The sequence below is a fragment of the Kribbella sp. NPDC050281 genome (assembly GCF_040655855.1).
Lineage (GTDB): Bacteria > Actinomycetota > Actinomycetes > Propionibacteriales > Kribbellaceae > Kribbella.
Map to the genome: position 1 here is coordinate 55,079 of NZ_JBFAKS010000044.1, position 15,084 is coordinate 70,162.

Below are 15,084 nucleotides of genomic sequence, written 5' to 3' on the forward strand. Positions count from 1 at the left end.
CCCCGGCCGAACCTGATTTAGTGCGCCGCCTCCGTGCTGATCAGGACGACAGTGCTGTCGGGCCGCAGGTCCAGGTTCTCTCGGGCCGCGCGGAGTCCGGCCAGCGTGGCGGCTCCACTCGGCCCGGACGAGATGCCGGCTCCGCGCAGGTCAGCTGCTGCTTGCAGGGCGGCGTCGTCGTCGACTGTCACCGCGTAGTCGAGGCCTGCACGTAGTACAGGCCAAGCGAGGGTTGACGCCGTACCGCAGTTCAGGCCGGCCATCACTGTCTTGCCGGTCGGCACCGTGACCAGCTCACCAGCCAGCACACTGGTGGTGACGCAGGACGCGCTGGCCGGCTCCACACCGAGCACAGCCGTAGCAGACGAGCCACTGCGGTAGTGCGTGACCGCTGCCTGGGCGATCGACCCGACGCCCATCGGTACGACGACCAGATCGGGCTCGACCTCGATCTCGCGGAACAGAGTCGAGTACCCATCGACCACGTGCTGTGGCACATCCTCGTACCCGGGCCACGCAGAGTCCTGGATCAACAGCCGCCCGTCCGCCGCGTACGCCGCCGCCTCGGCGACCGCGGCGTCGTACGAGTCAGGTACGACGGTCACGGTCGCTCCCTCGGCGCGGATGGCGTCGATCGCCTTGTCGCTCACCACGTCCGGTACGAACACGTGCGCCGGCAGACCGAGCATGGCGGCCCGCCGCGCGACGGCCCGGCCGTGGTTGCCGTCGGTCGCGGTGACGAGCTCCACCGGACCAGGGCGCTCCTGCAACGCACGGTGGATCGCCCACCACGCGCCGAGCGCCTTGAACGCGGGCAGGCCGAGCCGTTGCGACTCGTCCTTCACGAGGACCTGTCCGACCCCAAACTCCGACGCCAGTGCGGGGACCGGCGTCAGCGGAGTCGGACGGTAGCCGGGCAGGCTCTGGTGGAACGCCTGCACCTCAGCCGGTGCAGGCGTCGTACGCCAGGCCTGGGCAGACGCGTTGCTGTACCAGCGCACCAGCTAGGCGACCAGCGCGAATGCCTGTGCCGTGCTGGAGTAGGCCTGCGGGGACGAGGTGATGCGCTGCGGGCTGGACTGCTCGACCCGGATCGCTGCCGTCTGCAGGCGGACCGGCAGCGTGGACCGGACCACCGTGGCCAGGTCGAACTGGACCTCGGAGAGCAGGTCGGAAAGATCGAGGTCGAGTGCCCGGCAGATCGCGGCCAGGATCTCCGAGGAGGGCTCCTTGCGGCCGCGCTCGATCTCGGACAGGTACGGCACCGACACCTGGGCCAGCTCAGCGAGCTCACGCAGGGTGATGCCCCGCTCGCGCCGCAACCGGCGGAAGACGTTCCCTATCACCTGGCGTAGCAACACGTCGTGGCCCTCCTCGCATCATGAAGTCCTGTAACGAGTGTGCCATCTCGACGAGGTCTGCGGCGGGCAGATCTGCCACGGGCAGATTCCGGCCCGGTTCCGCGCGGTTCGCCGCAGGCTGGACGCATGAGTCAGTTTCAGCTTCCGAACAACCTGGACAGCCACATCTACGAGCGGCTGCTGTGGCAGCGCATCCTCGTCCTCGGGGACGAGATCAAGGACGAGAACGCCAACGCGCTGTGCGCCCAGCTGATCCTGCTGAACGCCGAGGATCCGAAGGCTGACATCTCGCTCTACATCAACTCGCCCGGCGGCTCGGTCTCGGCCGGGCTGGCGATCCTGGACACGATGAACTTCATCACCAACGACGTCGCGACGTACGCGATGGGGATGGTCGCGTCGATGGGTCAGGTGCTGCTGACCTGCGGTACGCCGGGGAAGCGGTACTCGCTGCCGCACGCGCGGATCATGATGCATCAGCCGACCGGGGGCATGGGCGGTACAGCGAGCGACATCAAGACCCAGGCGGAGCAGGCGATCAAGGCACGGGAGGACCTGGCGCGGCTCATCTCCGACCGGACCGGGCAGCCGCTCCCCCGGATCGAGTCCGACTTCGACCGCGACCGCTGGTTCACGCCAGCCGCCGCCCGCGACTACGGAATCATCGACCGAGTGCTCACGCGTCCGACTCCTGTTCCAGCCTGACGGCCGGAACAGGAGAGGGAAAGACAAGGACGGGAGAACCGAGCCGAGCGCACCCGGGTCGGGGTGGACGTGGGTCAGGCGGGGGTGGTGGCGTGGACCAGGTCGGGTGGGCGTGGGTTAGGCGGAGGTGGTGGTTAGGGCCTGGGCCAGGTCGGCGGTGAGGTCCTCGGGATCCTCCAGTCCCAGGCTCAGGCGGAGCAGGCCAGCGCTCGGCTTCGCCTCGGGTGTGACCAGGCGGTGGGTGAGCGCGGCCGGGTGCTGGATGAGGGTGTCCACGCCGCCCAGCGACACCGCGTGAGTGATGAGCTTGAGAGCGCCGGCGACACGCGCCGCCGGCTCGTAGCCGCCGGTCAGGGTGAAGGCGAGGACGGCGCCTGGGCCGGATTGTTGGCGGCCGATCAGTTCCTGGGGATCGGAGAGGCCGGGGTAGTGGACCTTCTCGATGGCGGGCTGGGCGGTGAGCCAGTCCGCCACCTTGATGGCGGTCGCCTGCTGCGCCCGCACTCGCACCGGCAGCGTCTGCAGTCCCCTGTGCAGTTCGTACGCCGCCAACGGGTGCAGCAGGCCACCAGTCACTGCGCGGATCTGCCTCAGCCGGCCGATCCACTCCCCGCCGGCCGCGACGACGCCACCCATCACGTCGCCGTGCCCGCCGAGGTACTTCGTTGCCGAGTGCAACACCAGGCTTGCCCCCTGCCGAGCCGGCTGCTGCAGCACCGGGGTCGCGAACGTGCTGTCCACCAGCACTGGTACGTCGCTCGCCTGCCGGACCACCGCGGCGATGTCCACCAGCTCCACAGTCGGGTTGGCCGGCGTCTCCACGATCACCAGTCCGGTGTCTGGCCGGATCGCCGTACCGATCCCGGAGACGTCGACCCAGCTGACCGTCGTACCCAGAAGGCCTGTGGATAACAGGTGGTCGGAGCCGCCGTACAGCGGGCGTACGGCGACCACGTGCGGCTTGCCGGCCGCGACGGTAGCGAGGAGACAGGCGGTGAGCGCGGCCATGCCACTGCCGAACGCGACCGCACCATCGGTCTGCTCGAGCTCCGCCAGAGCGTCCTCGAAGCGCGCGACGGTCGGGTTCCACAGCCGCTGGTAGACGAGGCTGCCGCCGTCCGGGCCGTTGCCCTGCGCCAGCGCGTCGTACGACGTCCCGCCGCTGTCCACATCCGGCAGTGGATAAGTCGTGGAGAGGTCGATCGGCGGCACGTGGACGCCGAGGGCGGTGAGGTCGTCGCGGCCGGCGTGGACCGACCGCGTGTCGAGCTGGGTCATCGAGCCTCCTCGGACGCTGGGCGTGACCGAGGATGGAATCTTCTGCGGATCTCACGCAAGAGTTCCGAAGAAAATTCATCCACAGGTTCATCCACACGCTGTGGATTCTGTGGAGGAGCCCTACAGTGGTGCTATGCCGAAGGATCGTCGGAGCCCCGGACCGGCGCCGCGGACCGCGCCCGGGTCCGGGCCCGGCGGGCTGGACGAGGTGGATCGGGAGCTGGTCCGGCTGCTCACCGCCGACGGGCGGATGCCGAACAACGCGCTGGCGGAAGCGACCGGGATCGCGCCGTCGACCTGCCTGACCCGAGTACGGTCGCTGCGCGAGCGCGGGGTGATCCGCGGCTTCCACGCCGACGTGGACCTGGCGGCGCTCGGTCAGCCGCTGCAGGCGCTGATCGCGATCCGGATCGGCGCGCACTCCCGGGACGAGATCAACCGCTTCCGCAGCAAGGTCCCGGCGCTACCGGGCGTCCTGTCGCTCTTCCATGTCAGCGGCGCGAACGACTACCTGCTGCACGTGTCCGCGCCCTCGCCGGACGCCCTCCGCGAGTTCGTGCTGGATCACCTGACCGCCGACCCAGCGGTTGTGCACGCCGAAACCAGCCTGATCTTCGAGCACGTCCGCGGCACACCCCGGACCTCCAGCACTCACCAATGACGCCGCGCCCGCGTGGTTCACGCTCAGGCAGCGGCGGACATCGCCTGTCGGCGCGCGTTGATGAGTGCTGCAGGTCCGCCACTCATCGCGGCTTGAGGCCCCAGGCGCCGGCGAGCAGGTCGAAGGACCTCCGCCGCTCGGCGGGGTCGTGGATGTTCGTGGTGATGATGAGTTCGTCGGCGCCGGCGGAGGTGGCTCGGCGGGAGAGGTCGGCGGCGACCTGGTCGGGGGTGCCGACCGAGACGAGCCCGGCCCACTCCTCGACCGCGGCGAGCTCGGCGTCCGACCACGGGTAGGCCTCGGCCTCCTCCGGTGAGGGCAGCGGACCCGGCCGGCCGGAGCGCAGCCGGAGCATGGAGAGCGCGTTGGCCCGGGCCAGTTGCTGTGCGCGCTCCTCGGTGCCGGCCACGATCGCGGCCAGGGCGAGGATGGCGTGCGGCTCGGTCTGCTGGTCCGACGGCTGGAACATCTCCCGGTACGACGCGATCACGCCGGCCGGATCCAGAGTCCCGAAGTGACCGGCGTACGCGAACCCGGTCCCCAGCGCCGCCGCGGCCTGACCGCCGTACGTGCTGGAGCCAAGGATCCACACCGGCGGCAGCGGTACGTCGCTCGGTTGCGCGGAGATCGGCGCGAACGGATGGCCGGCCGGGAAGCCCTCGGCGTACGCGCGCAGCTCGGCGTACTGCTCGGGGAAGTCGTCGGCACCGAGCGCCTCGCGGCTGCGGCGGAGCGCGAGCGCGGTGCGCTGGTCGGTGCCGGGCGCGCGGCCGATGCCGAGGTCGATGCGGTCGGGGTACAGACCGCCGAGGACGCGGAACGTCTCGGCGACCTTGAGCGGTGAGTGGTTCGGCAGCATGATGCCGCCGGAGCCGACGCGGATGGTGGAGGTGGCCGCGGCGACAGCCGCGATCATCACCTCCGGGCTCGTGCTGACCACGCTCGGGATGTTGTGGTGCTCCGCCAGCCAGAAGCGGTGGTACCCGGCGGCCTCAGCGGTCCGCGCGAGTTCGAGCGTCTCGTGCAGCGCCTGCGACGGTCGCGATCCCGTTGGTACCGGCGAGAGGTCGAGCACGGACAGGGGCATCGGTTCGGAGCTCACCCCAGATCGCAACCGCCGGGTCTCGCCCGCTATTCCACCCCTGTCCCTTCCCCTTTGCTGGGTTCACCCATCGGATGGTGGGTTCGCCAGCTGCGTACGGGTGGCAAACCCCTCGTCTGCTGGGCGGACCCACCAGACGGGGAGGTCCTGCGGCGCGGAGCAGGAGTGAGGGAGGGAGGGAGGAGGGAGGGAGGGAGGTCAGTCCGGGTACGGCGTGTCTGCTCGGGCGTCACGTAGACAGCGGGACCACCAGGCCAGCTGGCGGAGCAGCGCGGACGCAGCGGCGGGGGTGGTCGCGTCGGTGGGTTCGCCGGCCAGGGTGAAGTCGGCCTCGTGGAAACCCAGCGAGTCGCGGATGGTCACCGCATGAAGTTCGGCGAAGACCAGTCGCAGCTGCTCGGCGGCGCGCAGTCCGCCCGATCGGCCGCCGTACACGACGAAGGCGATCGGCTTGGCGTACCAGGGTCGGCGGACCGCATCGATCGCGACCTTCAGATCACCTGGGTACGCATGGTTGTACTCGGCCGTGACGATCACGACGGCGTCCGCGTCCTCGATCCGCCGCGGCAGTTCGGTGAGCGGTACGGCGCTGAGGTCGATCAGGTCGAGCTTGAACTCGTCGGTGCGCTCGACCTCGCGGGCGAACCACTGCGTGACCAGTGTCCCGAACCGCCCGGCGTCCACGTTGCGCGTGAGCAGCGCGAGCCGCAGCGGATGAACAGTCACGCTGAGGACGCTAATACCTCAACTCGACTTGAGGTCAAGCTCCGTTCAGTCCTTGGATGGGGGTGGCGCGGGCGGGTTGCTGGACGGCAGGTGCGATTTGGCGGCGCGCATGAGTCCCTCCGACTCGGACTCGGTGCGCACTCCCGACTCGGGCTGCTTGGCACCAGACGACTCAGCGGGCTCGGGCGTGGTCGACGACTCCGCTGTGAGGACTCCGACGGTCTGCCAAGCCTCCGTGACCGCGGCGAGTTGGCTGGAGTCGTCACCGAAGAGTTCGCTCGCGGCCGCCTGCGTGGCTTCAGCGAAGTCGGCGAAGGTCGCCGTCTCGGAGAGCGTGCCCGACGTGAGGGTCTCGTACCAGATCTTGCCGGCGTCGTCGTACGCATTGCCTCCGATCGCGGCCGCGGTCAGGTAGAACGCCCGATTCGGGATCCCCGAGTTGAGGTGTACGCCGCCGTTGTCGTCCTCGGTCTCGATGTAGTCCGACATGTGAGCCGGCTGCGGATCGCGGCCGAGTCGCGGGTCGTCGTACGCCGTGCCGGGTGCCTTCATCGAGCGCAGCGCCACACCCTGCACGCCCGGCCGGAACAGCCCGGCGCCGATCAGCCAATCGGCCTCCTCGGTGCTCTGGCCGAGGTTGTGCTGCTTCGCGAGCGAGCCGAACACGTCGGAGATGCTCTCGTTCAGCGCGCCCGACTGCCCCTCGTACGCGAGGTTCGCGGTGTACTGCGTGACGCCGTGGGTCAGCTCGTGCCCGGTGACGTCGACCGACCCGGTGAACCCGCCGAAGATCTCACCGTCACCGTCGCCGAAGACCATCTGCGCGCCGTCCCAGAACGCGTTCGCATAGCCGCGGTCGTAGTGCACCGACGACGTCAGCGCCAGTCCGTCGCCGTCGATCGAGTCACGGCCGAAGCACTCTCTGAACATCGTCCAGGTCGCGCCGGTCCCGTCGTACGCCTGGTTCACGGACTCGTCCTGGACCGGATCCTCGCCCTCGGCGCGCACCGGCGTACCCGGCAGGTCCGTCCGGTTCTCCGCGTCGTACACGGCGCGTTGCAGTCCACCCGACTCGGCCGCAGGCTCGGCAGCAGCGGCTCCAGTCGCCCGGCGTGTTCGCAGTACGGCGTCGTGCTGCAGCGACTGGCGAAAGCGGGCGCGGAGGCTGGGGTCGTCCATGGCTTGCTCGAGCTGCTCGAGCAGGTACGGCGGGACGATGTAGTGGAACACCATCCTCCGATCGTGCCCGACCGGCCGATCCGGGGACAGGGGACGGGCCGGAAAAACTGCGGCAGTACAAAAACGCCGGGAAGGAGGATAAACTCAACGATTTGTATGGCTGCTACCAGAGAATGCGTCAGAAATGACCTCTGGGAACCAACGCGCGTAGTTTATCACAAGGGGATGGAATTGCCGAATCCGGTGCAGGCCGAACAGGGTCACCTGACGACGTTCTACGCCGCGCTCGACACCGAGCGCGAGCGGGCCGAGGAGCGCAAGCAGGACGAGCAACTGGTCCAGACCCGCAACGCGCAGGCACTCCACCAGCGCGACGGCCGGATCCGCGACCTGAACGCGCGGCTGGCCCGGCTGAACGCGGCCGAGGAGGGGCTGTACTTCGGCCGGCTGGACGCGGCCGACGGTGAGATCCTGCACCTCGGCCGGATCGGGTTGCACGACGACGACTACGAGTCCCTGCTGGTCGACTGGCGTGCACCCGCGGCCCGCCCGTTCTACATCGCGACCGCGGTGGCGAACGAGGGCGTCGTCCGGCGCCGGCACATCCAGACCCGGCTGCGCAAGGTGATCGACGTCCAGGACGAGCAACTCGACCTGGGCCGGACCGCGGCCGACGCGTCCAAGCCCGGCACCGGCGTGATCGGCGAGGCCGTCCTGCTGAAGGCGCTGGACGCGCGGCGGACCGGCCAGATGGAGTCGATCGTGCAGACGATCCAGGCCGACCAGGACCGGATCATCCGCTCCGAGCTGCCCGGAATCCTGGTCGTCCAGGGCGGTCCCGGCACCGGCAAGACCGCGATCGCGCTGCACCGCGCGGCATTTCTCCTTTACACCCACCGGGAACAACTGGAAAAGCGCGGAATTCTGGTGGTCGGGCCGAATGCGGCGTTCCTGCGCTTCATCGGTCAGGTGCTGCCGTCGCTCGGCGAGGACGGCGTCCGCCTGGTCACCGTCGCCGAGCTGTACCCGGGCCTGACCGCGACCCGCCCGGAGACGGCCGAGAGCGCCGAGGTGAAGGGCCGTCCGGCGATGGCCGACGTGATCGCGAAGGCGGTCGACGACCGGGAGTGGATCCCGGAGCGCCCCGTCCACGTCACCGTCGACCGGACCGTGCTGCGTCTCGATCCGACGGTGTGCCTGGAGATCCGCGAGCGGGCTCGCGCACGGAACCTCACCCACAACCAGGCCCGTCCGTTCTTCCTGACCGAGATGGTCGACCACCTGACGAATCAGTACGCCGATCTGGTCGCCACCGACCCGTACGACGGAGAGAACCTGCTCGACGAGTACGAGCTGTCCGAGCTGCGCAAGGAGGTGCTGGCGGAGCCTGCAGTCCAGGCGCTGCTCGATCAGCTCTGGCCACTCCTCAGCCCGCAGAAGCTGCTCGAGGACCTGTACGGCGACGAGGACCGGCTGGCGTCGGCCGCGCCGCAACTGGGCGAGCTCGAGCGCGAGCATCTACTGCGCTACGGCGCCGACTGGAGTCCGTCCGACGTACCGCTGCTCGACGAGGCCGCCGAGTTGCTCGGCGATGACGGGAGCGAGGCGGCTCGCGAACGGGCAGCCCGGGCGCGGGCGATCTCTTACGCGCAAGGGGCGCTGGACGTTCTCAGCGGCTCGGGGTCGACCGACTTCGACGAGGACGACGACGCGGAGATCCTGACCGCGAAGGACATCCTCGACGCCGAGGCACTGGCCGAACGCTACGAAGCGGACGACGATCGCACCCTCGCGGACCGGGCCGCGGCGGACCGGCGCTGGACGTACGGGCACGTGATCGTGGACGAGGCACAGGAGCTCTCACCGATGGCGTGGCGCGCGATCGCGCGCCGCTGCCCGCTGCGTTCGATGACCGTGGTCGGCGACGTCGCCCAGACCGGGTCGATCGGCGGCGGAACGAGTTGGTCGGCCGCGCTCGGCGAGACGTTCGGCGATCGCTGGCGGCTGGCCGAGCTGACGCTCAACTACCGCACGCCAGCCGAGGTGATGGACCTGGCCAGTGACGTCCTGCACGAGGTCGACCCGTCGGCGAAGGCGCCGCAGTCGGTGCGCTCGACCGACGTGAAACCGTGGCACGCCGACATCTCGGCGTCGGACCAGGCCATGTACGTCCACAAGGTCGCGGCCGAGGAGTCGGTGTACGGGCAGGTCGGGATCATTACGTCGCGCAGCCGGCTCGAGCTCGTCCAGGAAGCGGTCGCCGACCTCGACGTCACCGTTCTGAGTGCGCGCGAAGCCAAGGGCCTCGAGTTCGACTCGGTCCTGGTCGTCGACCCCGACGGCATCGTCATCGAGTCTCCGCGTGGTCTGCGTGACCTGTACGTCGCTCTCACCCGGTGCACCCAACGACTCGGGGTCATCGGCGAGCTTCCCGACGTACTGCGGGATTCCGACGCGTGGGACGTACGGCGCTGAGCCCGGTCAGTTCTTCTTCGGGTGGCGGCCGAACAGCCGCGCCAGGTTGAGGTCGTAGCCCCAGCCGAGCACCTTCGGCGTGAACAGCCGTGGCTCGTCGGGATTCCACCATCGTGACCTCGTGCGGTCCAGCGTCGGGCGGCGCCAGTCGTACGGGATGCCCAGGAATCTGCCTGTCCTATCGCCCATACTCCGACGGTAGCTCGCCGTTCAGTGGTCGACGCAGCACTGCTGCTGATGCTGGAGCTCGAACGGGATGAGGACGTTGCCGGCGGCGGGCTGGAGCTGGAGGACCAGGCGGCCGTCGCGGCGGAGCGGGCGGAGGAAGTCGCAGGTGTCGACCATGGCGTCGTCGGCGACCGGCTGACCGCCGACAGCTTCCAGGTGGTCGATGTTGCAGCGGGTCCGGAGTTCCGCGGCCGGCAGGACGCCGTGGCCCAGTTCCGCGGGTGCAGGCGACGACCGGTTGGTCCATGGAGTCGAGCAGGTCGTACAGCAGGTGGTCGGCCGCGGCCGTGTCCCGGCTGTCCGCGTCGATGGCGATGATCACTTGGGCAGCACCCAGATGGGGTTCGTGGAGAACCACAGGTCGACCCACGGGTCCGCGTCGCCGACCACATCGAGGGCCGGACCGGCCGGATCATCACCCACCCCGATGACCACCAGATGTTCTCCCGGTGAACCCACCGCCCCACCTGCGACCCAATCGCAACACCCGCGACCCATGGACAGCACAAAGTCGCGAAGCTTCAATGGGTCGCGGGGGGAAGTCATGAACGGAGAACCGTATTCACGCACGCATCGTCACCACACCGGTCACCTCGGTCACGAGCACGGCAACGCAACGCTGGCGGCCATCGGCGGAGTGGCCGTCGGGGTCATCGTGGTCCTGCTCATCTGGCTGGTGGTGCTGATGACGAACAAGGACGACCCGGTGCGCGACGCGGCCAGTACGCCGCAGCAGCCGACAACCGCAGCACCCGCGCCGGTCACGACGCTGACCGTGCCTCCGTCGGCCAAAGGCACGACGACCTCATCCGTACCTGCGCCACCGAAGGTGGTCGGCGATGTACGTTCGCTGCCTGCGGGGTTGTTCTGCCGTGATCTGAAGGCCAAGGGCTTCAGCTACGTGGCGGCGATCGACTACTGGCGGCTGCATGGCCAACCGAACCAGATGGATGCCGACCGCAACGGAATCCCGTGCGAGACGGTGTATCCGCGCAGTGACGTCGGCGCGTACTGGAACGGCCGGCAGATCAGCGGGGCCGCTCCGCTGGGATCCGGACTGCTGTGCCGTGACCTCGCGGCCCGCGGAGCGACGTACGCCCAGGCGGTCGCCTACTGGTGGTACTACGACAGGCCGCTGCGGATGGATGCGGACAAGAACGGGATTCCCTGCGAGACGGTGTACTCGGCCGCAACGGTCAACGCCTTCTGGTACTCGTGACGCGTCCCGTCTGGGTGGTATTCCTGGTAGCCGCGGTGGCTGTCACGGCCACCGGACTCTTCGCGCTGTCTGCGACCGGCGTGTTCGACGATGCCCGATCCGGCCAGGCCAGTCAGCCGCCGACGAACAGCCCCCGGACCACCACGCCTGCCCGGCCGACGACTACGCCGACTCCGACGCCAAGCGGTCGGGCCACGGTCACCGCACCAGTGCAGTCGCCAGCCGCGCGGGTTCGGTATGTGTTTCCGGTTGGGGGGTGTCGGGGGGATGCTTCGGAGAGTCATCATGACTATCCGGCGGCGGATATTTTTGCGGCGGTGGGGTGCCGGTTCGTGTCGCCGGTTGATGGGCGGGTGGACGAGGTGACGCGGGCGGACGGGTGGGATTCGACGACGAATGTCGGGCGGGATCGGGGTGGGTTGTCGGTTTCCGTTGTGGGGGTCGATGGGGTTCGGTACTACGGGTCTCATTTGTCGGCGATCACGGGCGGGATCCGGCCGGGGTTGATGGTCCGGGCCGGGCAGACGCTGGGGCTGACCGGCAAGACCGGGAGTGCTCGTGGGACGCCACCGCATCTGCATTTCGGGATCAGCTGGCCGACGGCTTCGGGCAAGTGGTGGATCCGGCGTGGGGCTGTGCCACCACAGTCGTTCCTGGCCAGCTGGCACAGCGGTGGGCAGCTTTCACCCGTCGCGTCGGTTGCCAAGGTCCGGCGTGCGTACGGCGTCGATCGTGGGTGCCGGTCGTACTGCTAGCGCGAAGGCGGCGCCCAGGAGCAGGCCGCCGAGCGGCATCAGGTCCAGGTTGACGGTGATGACGGCGAAGCCGGCCGCCAGCAGGATCGGGGACCAGACCGGCAGGCGGCGGTCGAGCACGAGGAGTACCGCCAGCGCGAGCAGTCCGATCAGGAACAACGCGGGGCCGACGGTGGACAGCGGTTCGTAGATGCCCAGGTTGCCCGGCCAGCGGTCGTACTCGTCGCTGATCCGCGACATACCGGCCCGGTCCTCGGCGCGGAAGCCGACCATGAGGTCCACCAGGATCACCCGGACGAACGCCGCCACTCCCACCAGCCCGACCACCACGGCCACGGCTCCAACTCCCCGTCGCCGGATCAGCTCACCGCGAGCGAGGACAAGCACGACGGCGAACAGCAGCATCCCGGCCAGGAACAGCAGATGTCCGACCGTCCACCACAGTCCCGGCCCGTGCGAGCCGTCCATCCCGTCGATCAACCGAACGATGCCGTAGGCAACCAGCAGTCCGGCAGCGATCATCCCAAGTCTCTTCATTCCTCCAGCGTCGTCACCACGACCACCCACCACATCGCCGACAAGAGGGAGCTTGCGGCAACTACTGGTTCGTGGGAGTGACCAGCCCGGTCTCGTACGCCGCGATGACGGCCTGGACCCGATCGCGGAGGTTGAGCTTGGTGAGGGTGTTGCTGACATGGGTCTTGACGGTGTGTTCGCTGACGGTCAGGGCAGTGGCGATCTCGGCGTTCGACAAGCCGCGGGCGAGGAGGACTAGTGTCTCGCGCTCGCGGCTCGTCAGTACGTCGAGCGCAGCGGCCGGCGTACTGCGGGGACGGCTCCGGGTCAGATCGGCAATCAGACGACGGGTGACACTCGGGGCGAGTAGAGACTCGCCGGCCACCACAACGCGTACGGCGTGCACCAGGTCGTCCCGCCGAACATCCTTCAGCAGGAACCCACTGGCCCCGGCGTACAAGGCGTCGTACACGTAGTCGTCGGAGTCGAAGGTGGTGAGCATGACCACCTTCGCCGGGGTGCTCGCGCAGATCGTGCGGGCCGCGGCGAGGCCGTCGACGCGCGGCATCCGGACGTCGAGGAGAGCTACGTCAGGCGTGAGAGCCCGGACAAGCTCGACCGCCTCGGCGCCGTCGGCCGCCTCACCGACGACCTCGATATCGGGTTGCGCGTCCAGGATCATCGCGAAACCGCTACGTACCAGCTCCTGATCGTCGGCCAGTACCACCCGGATCATGAAACCCCTTCCAGATAAGGCAATCTGGCCCGTACCTCGAACCCGCCACCACCCAACGGCCCGGCTTCCGCGAAGCCACCACAAGCAGCGGCGCGTTCGCGAATCCCGACCAGCCCATGCCCGCCGGCCGACACCTCGGCGCCGATCCCGTCGTCCGTGATCGACAACTCCAACCCCGCCTCCGACCAGTCCAGTCGTACGGCGACCCGCTGGGCGCGCGCATGCTTCACCGTGTTCGTCAGCGCCTCCTGGACGATCCGGTACACCGCGACCTCGGTGTCCGGCGCCATCGCGCGTCGTACGCCGGTCTCCTCCAACGACGCCGTACCCGTGACCAGTTCCGACAGAGAAGCCAGCGTCGGCTGCGGCGCCCGGTCCTCGCCCGCCTTGAGTACGCCGAGCAGCCGGCGGAGCTGCACCATCGCGTCCCGGCCGGCGTCGGCGATCGCGTCGAAGGCGCGCTCGGCCCGGTCCGGATCCGTGCGTACGACGACCGGCCCCGCCTCGGCCTGGACGACCATCAGCGTGACCGCGTGGGCCAGGATGTCATGCATGTCTCGGGCGACCCGGGCCCGTTCCTCGGCGGCGGCCCGGGCGGCCTCCGACACACGCTCCCGCTCGAGTTGAGCGGCGCGTTCGCGATGACTGCGTTCGAGCGAGCCGGCCAGGAAGGCGGCAACCGGCAGCAGGAAGGTGAACATGAACTCGTCCAGGTCGTTGTGCTTCAGCAACAGCGACGCCGGCGGGAACGTGACCAGGATGACGACGAGCAGCCCGATCCGCTGCCACCGTTTGTGGCCGAGGCTGGCGAGCGTATAGATCGCGACCAGGCCGCCGTACTGCAGGTTCTGACCCGGTCGATGGTGGAGCGAGACCAGCACCGCGGCTGCGCCGACCACGACCATCACCCCGAACGGCCAGCGGCGGCGCCAGAGCAGCGGGATCACGGTGGCCAGGTTGGCGACGACGCCGAGCGCGGTGATGGCTCCGGGTTCGCGGCCGATGAACGGTACCGAGGACGCGACGCCGACCGCGAGCACGACGGCGACGTCGATCATCCGATCTCGCGTGCGTGGACCGGGGATGCCCAGCCGCTCGAGTCCGCCCATCGTCTCAGTCTGTCTCACCCGGGTCCTGCCGACCTGGCTCCCACGACGGAGATCAGCCCGGTGCACTCCGTCGTACGAGTGAGAGCCGGTGCAGGATCGTCCGCGAGACGGTCTTGAAACCGAGGGAGTCGTAGAGGCGGGTGGCGCCGGTGGGGCTGTCGGCGTCGACGCCCAGGGCCGAGCGGTCGCAACCGTCGGTGCGGGCGATCCGGAGGCTGGTGCTGATCGCGGCGCGGGCGAGACCCTGGCCCCGGTACTCGCGACGGGTTCCGACCTGGCCGATCCAGAGCTCGCGGTAGCCGGTGCGTTCGGTGTCGATCGGGAACTCGTACCCGAACGCGTACGCCGCGACCCGGTCGGCGTCGAGGACGACGCTCGACCACTCCGCCCGGAAGTGACGGCTGCCGGTGAACCACCGGCGCCACGCCGCGTCGTCCTTCTCACTGACTCCCCAGTGATCCCGGAAGATCTCGTTGTGCGCCACCCGCAGCCGTTCGTCGTACGACGGCTCGAATCTGATGATCGTGAATCCGGCGGGCAGCGGCCGCACGCTGACGGGCTGATCGTCGTACCAGCGACGCATCACCTCGAAGTAGCGGACCGGCTGGAAGCCCTGGGACGCGAGCATCGCAAGGGCGCCGGTGGTGATCGCCTCGACTTCGACGTCGACCACGTCGGCGGCGCGCTCGCGGGCCCGGTTCGTCTGCCAGGCGAGGAGTGGACCGCCGAGGCCGGTCCGGCGCGATCGTGGATGGATACCGCCTTTCGCCTCCGCGACCGACTGCCCGTCACGCACCTGCGGCGGATCGACGAGGCCGTAGCCGGCCAGCCCGTCGGCATCCCACACAGCCACTGAATCCTTGGCCAGGTCGAGGTCCGCGATGGCATCGGAGAAGCCTTCCGCGGTGACGTACTGACCGCTCTGATCTGCCTCGGCGATCGCGTTCGCCACCTCGACCACGGCCGGCACATCCTCAGGCCGGATTGGTCCCGTCGTCACCCCAGCCGGCCAGTCCACGCCGCAACAGTAGAGC

18 protein-coding genes are annotated in these 15,084 nt (G+C 69.2%); 5 read left to right on the plus strand and 13 right to left on the minus strand.

Going from position 1 to position 15,084, the window contains the following annotated elements; translation table 11 throughout:
- Window positions 1-17 precede the first annotated feature (17 nt).
- Window positions 18-1,001 carry a pyridoxal-phosphate dependent enzyme gene (locus AB0I34_RS35930; RefSeq protein WP_360454120.1) on the minus strand — a complete coding sequence of 328 codons (984 nt, stop codon included), beginning with the start codon at window positions 999-1,001 and terminating at the stop codon, window positions 18-20.
- A 3-nt stretch (window positions 1,002-1,004) separates the two neighbouring features.
- Window positions 1,005-1,361, minus strand: a complete 357-nt coding sequence (locus AB0I34_RS35935) for a helix-turn-helix transcriptional regulator (RefSeq protein WP_360454123.1) — start codon at window positions 1,359-1,361, stop codon at window positions 1,005-1,007.
- Between the two features lie 126 nt (window positions 1,362-1,487).
- On the opposite strand from AB0I34_RS35935, the gene AB0I34_RS35940 reads away from it, so the two are divergent.
- Complete coding sequence (locus tag AB0I34_RS35940) at window positions 1,488-2,066, plus strand: ATP-dependent Clp protease proteolytic subunit (RefSeq protein ID WP_360454126.1); 579 nt, start codon at window positions 1,488-1,490, stop codon at window positions 2,064-2,066.
- Window positions 2,067-2,183: 117 nt separating this feature from the next.
- Here the strand turns inward: AB0I34_RS35940 and AB0I34_RS35945 are convergent, their stop codons facing one another.
- Complete coding sequence (locus tag AB0I34_RS35945; RefSeq protein ID WP_360454129.1) at window positions 2,184-3,344, minus strand: PLP-dependent aspartate aminotransferase family protein; 1,161 nt, start codon at window positions 3,342-3,344, stop codon at window positions 2,184-2,186.
- A 133-nt stretch (window positions 3,345-3,477) separates the two neighbouring features.
- On the opposite strand from AB0I34_RS35945, the gene AB0I34_RS35950 reads away from it, so the two are divergent.
- The gene (locus AB0I34_RS35950) at window positions 3,478-4,005 is read left to right on the plus strand and encodes an Lrp/AsnC family transcriptional regulator (protein ID WP_360454131.1); all 528 of its coding nucleotides are present in this window, start codon (window positions 3,478-3,480) and stop codon (window positions 4,003-4,005) included.
- A gap of 82 nt (window positions 4,006-4,087) precedes the next feature.
- Here AB0I34_RS35950 and AB0I34_RS35955 read toward each other — a convergent pair whose 3' ends face one another.
- From AB0I34_RS35955 to AB0I34_RS35965, 3 genes are all read right to left on the minus strand, one after another.
- Complete coding sequence (locus tag AB0I34_RS35955; protein ID WP_360454133.1) at window positions 4,088-5,092, minus strand: LLM class flavin-dependent oxidoreductase; 1,005 nt, start codon at window positions 5,090-5,092, stop codon at window positions 4,088-4,090.
- A 213-nt stretch (window positions 5,093-5,305) separates the two neighbouring features.
- Complete coding sequence (locus AB0I34_RS35960; protein WP_360454136.1) at window positions 5,306-5,833, minus strand: NAD(P)H-dependent oxidoreductase; 528 nt, start codon at window positions 5,831-5,833, stop codon at window positions 5,306-5,308.
- Between the two features lie 45 nt (window positions 5,834-5,878).
- A complete protein-coding gene (locus AB0I34_RS35965) occupies window positions 5,879-7,066 on the minus strand; it encodes a M4 family metallopeptidase (protein WP_360454139.1) in 1,188 nt (395 codons plus the stop codon).
- A 171-nt stretch (window positions 7,067-7,237) separates the two neighbouring features.
- On the opposite strand from AB0I34_RS35965, the gene AB0I34_RS35970 reads away from it, so the two are divergent.
- The gene (locus AB0I34_RS35970; RefSeq protein WP_360454142.1) at window positions 7,238-9,487 is read left to right on the plus strand and encodes a helicase; all 2,250 of its coding nucleotides are present in this window, start codon (window positions 7,238-7,240) and stop codon (window positions 9,485-9,487) included.
- Window positions 9,488-9,493: 6 nt separating this feature from the next.
- Here AB0I34_RS35970 and AB0I34_RS35975 read toward each other — a convergent pair whose 3' ends face one another.
- The 3 genes from AB0I34_RS35975 to AB0I34_RS35985 all read right to left on the minus strand — a co-directional run bounded on the left by AB0I34_RS35975 (window position 9,494) and on the right by AB0I34_RS35985 (window position 10,174).
- Window positions 9,494-9,676 (minus strand): DUF5808 domain-containing protein, encoded by a 183-nt coding sequence (locus tag AB0I34_RS35975; protein ID WP_360454144.1) that lies wholly within the window; start codon window positions 9,674-9,676, stop codon window positions 9,494-9,496.
- A gap of 21 nt (window positions 9,677-9,697) precedes the next feature.
- Window positions 9,698-9,832, minus strand: a complete 135-nt coding sequence (locus AB0I34_RS35980; RefSeq protein WP_360454147.1) for a hypothetical protein — start codon at window positions 9,830-9,832, stop codon at window positions 9,698-9,700.
- Window positions 9,833-10,033: 201 nt separating this feature from the next.
- Complete coding sequence (locus AB0I34_RS35985) at window positions 10,034-10,174, minus strand: hypothetical protein (protein WP_360454150.1); 141 nt, start codon at window positions 10,172-10,174, stop codon at window positions 10,034-10,036.
- Between the two features lie 85 nt (window positions 10,175-10,259).
- Between AB0I34_RS35985 and AB0I34_RS35990 the strand changes: the two genes are divergently transcribed.
- Complete coding sequence (locus AB0I34_RS35990) at window positions 10,260-10,934, plus strand: hypothetical protein (protein ID WP_360454152.1); 675 nt, start codon at window positions 10,260-10,262, stop codon at window positions 10,932-10,934.
- Between the two features lie 239 nt (window positions 10,935-11,173).
- The gene (locus tag AB0I34_RS35995) at window positions 11,174-11,689 is read left to right on the plus strand and encodes a M23 family metallopeptidase (RefSeq protein WP_360454241.1); all 516 of its coding nucleotides are present in this window, start codon (window positions 11,174-11,176) and stop codon (window positions 11,687-11,689) included.
- On the opposite strand, the gene AB0I34_RS36000 is transcribed toward AB0I34_RS35995, so the two are convergent.
- The 4 genes from AB0I34_RS36000 to AB0I34_RS36015 all read right to left on the minus strand — a co-directional run bounded on the left by AB0I34_RS36000 (window position 11,618) and on the right by AB0I34_RS36015 (window position 15,068).
- Window positions 11,618-12,226, minus strand: a complete 609-nt coding sequence (locus AB0I34_RS36000; protein WP_360454155.1) for a hypothetical protein — start codon at window positions 12,224-12,226, stop codon at window positions 11,618-11,620. The genes AB0I34_RS35995 and AB0I34_RS36000 overlap by 72 nt on opposite strands.
- A gap of 61 nt (window positions 12,227-12,287) precedes the next feature.
- Complete coding sequence (locus tag AB0I34_RS36005) at window positions 12,288-12,941, minus strand: response regulator transcription factor (protein ID WP_360454158.1); 654 nt, start codon at window positions 12,939-12,941, stop codon at window positions 12,288-12,290.
- The gene (locus tag AB0I34_RS36010; RefSeq protein ID WP_360454161.1) at window positions 12,938-14,050 is read right to left on the minus strand and encodes a histidine kinase; all 1,113 of its coding nucleotides are present in this window, start codon (window positions 14,048-14,050) and stop codon (window positions 12,938-12,940) included. Before AB0I34_RS36010 ends, AB0I34_RS36005 begins: the two co-directional genes overlap by 4 nt.
- A gap of 52 nt (window positions 14,051-14,102) precedes the next feature.
- Complete coding sequence (locus AB0I34_RS36015) at window positions 14,103-15,068, minus strand: GNAT family N-acetyltransferase (RefSeq protein WP_360454164.1); 966 nt, start codon at window positions 15,066-15,068, stop codon at window positions 14,103-14,105.
- Window positions 15,069-15,084 lie beyond the last annotated feature (16 nt).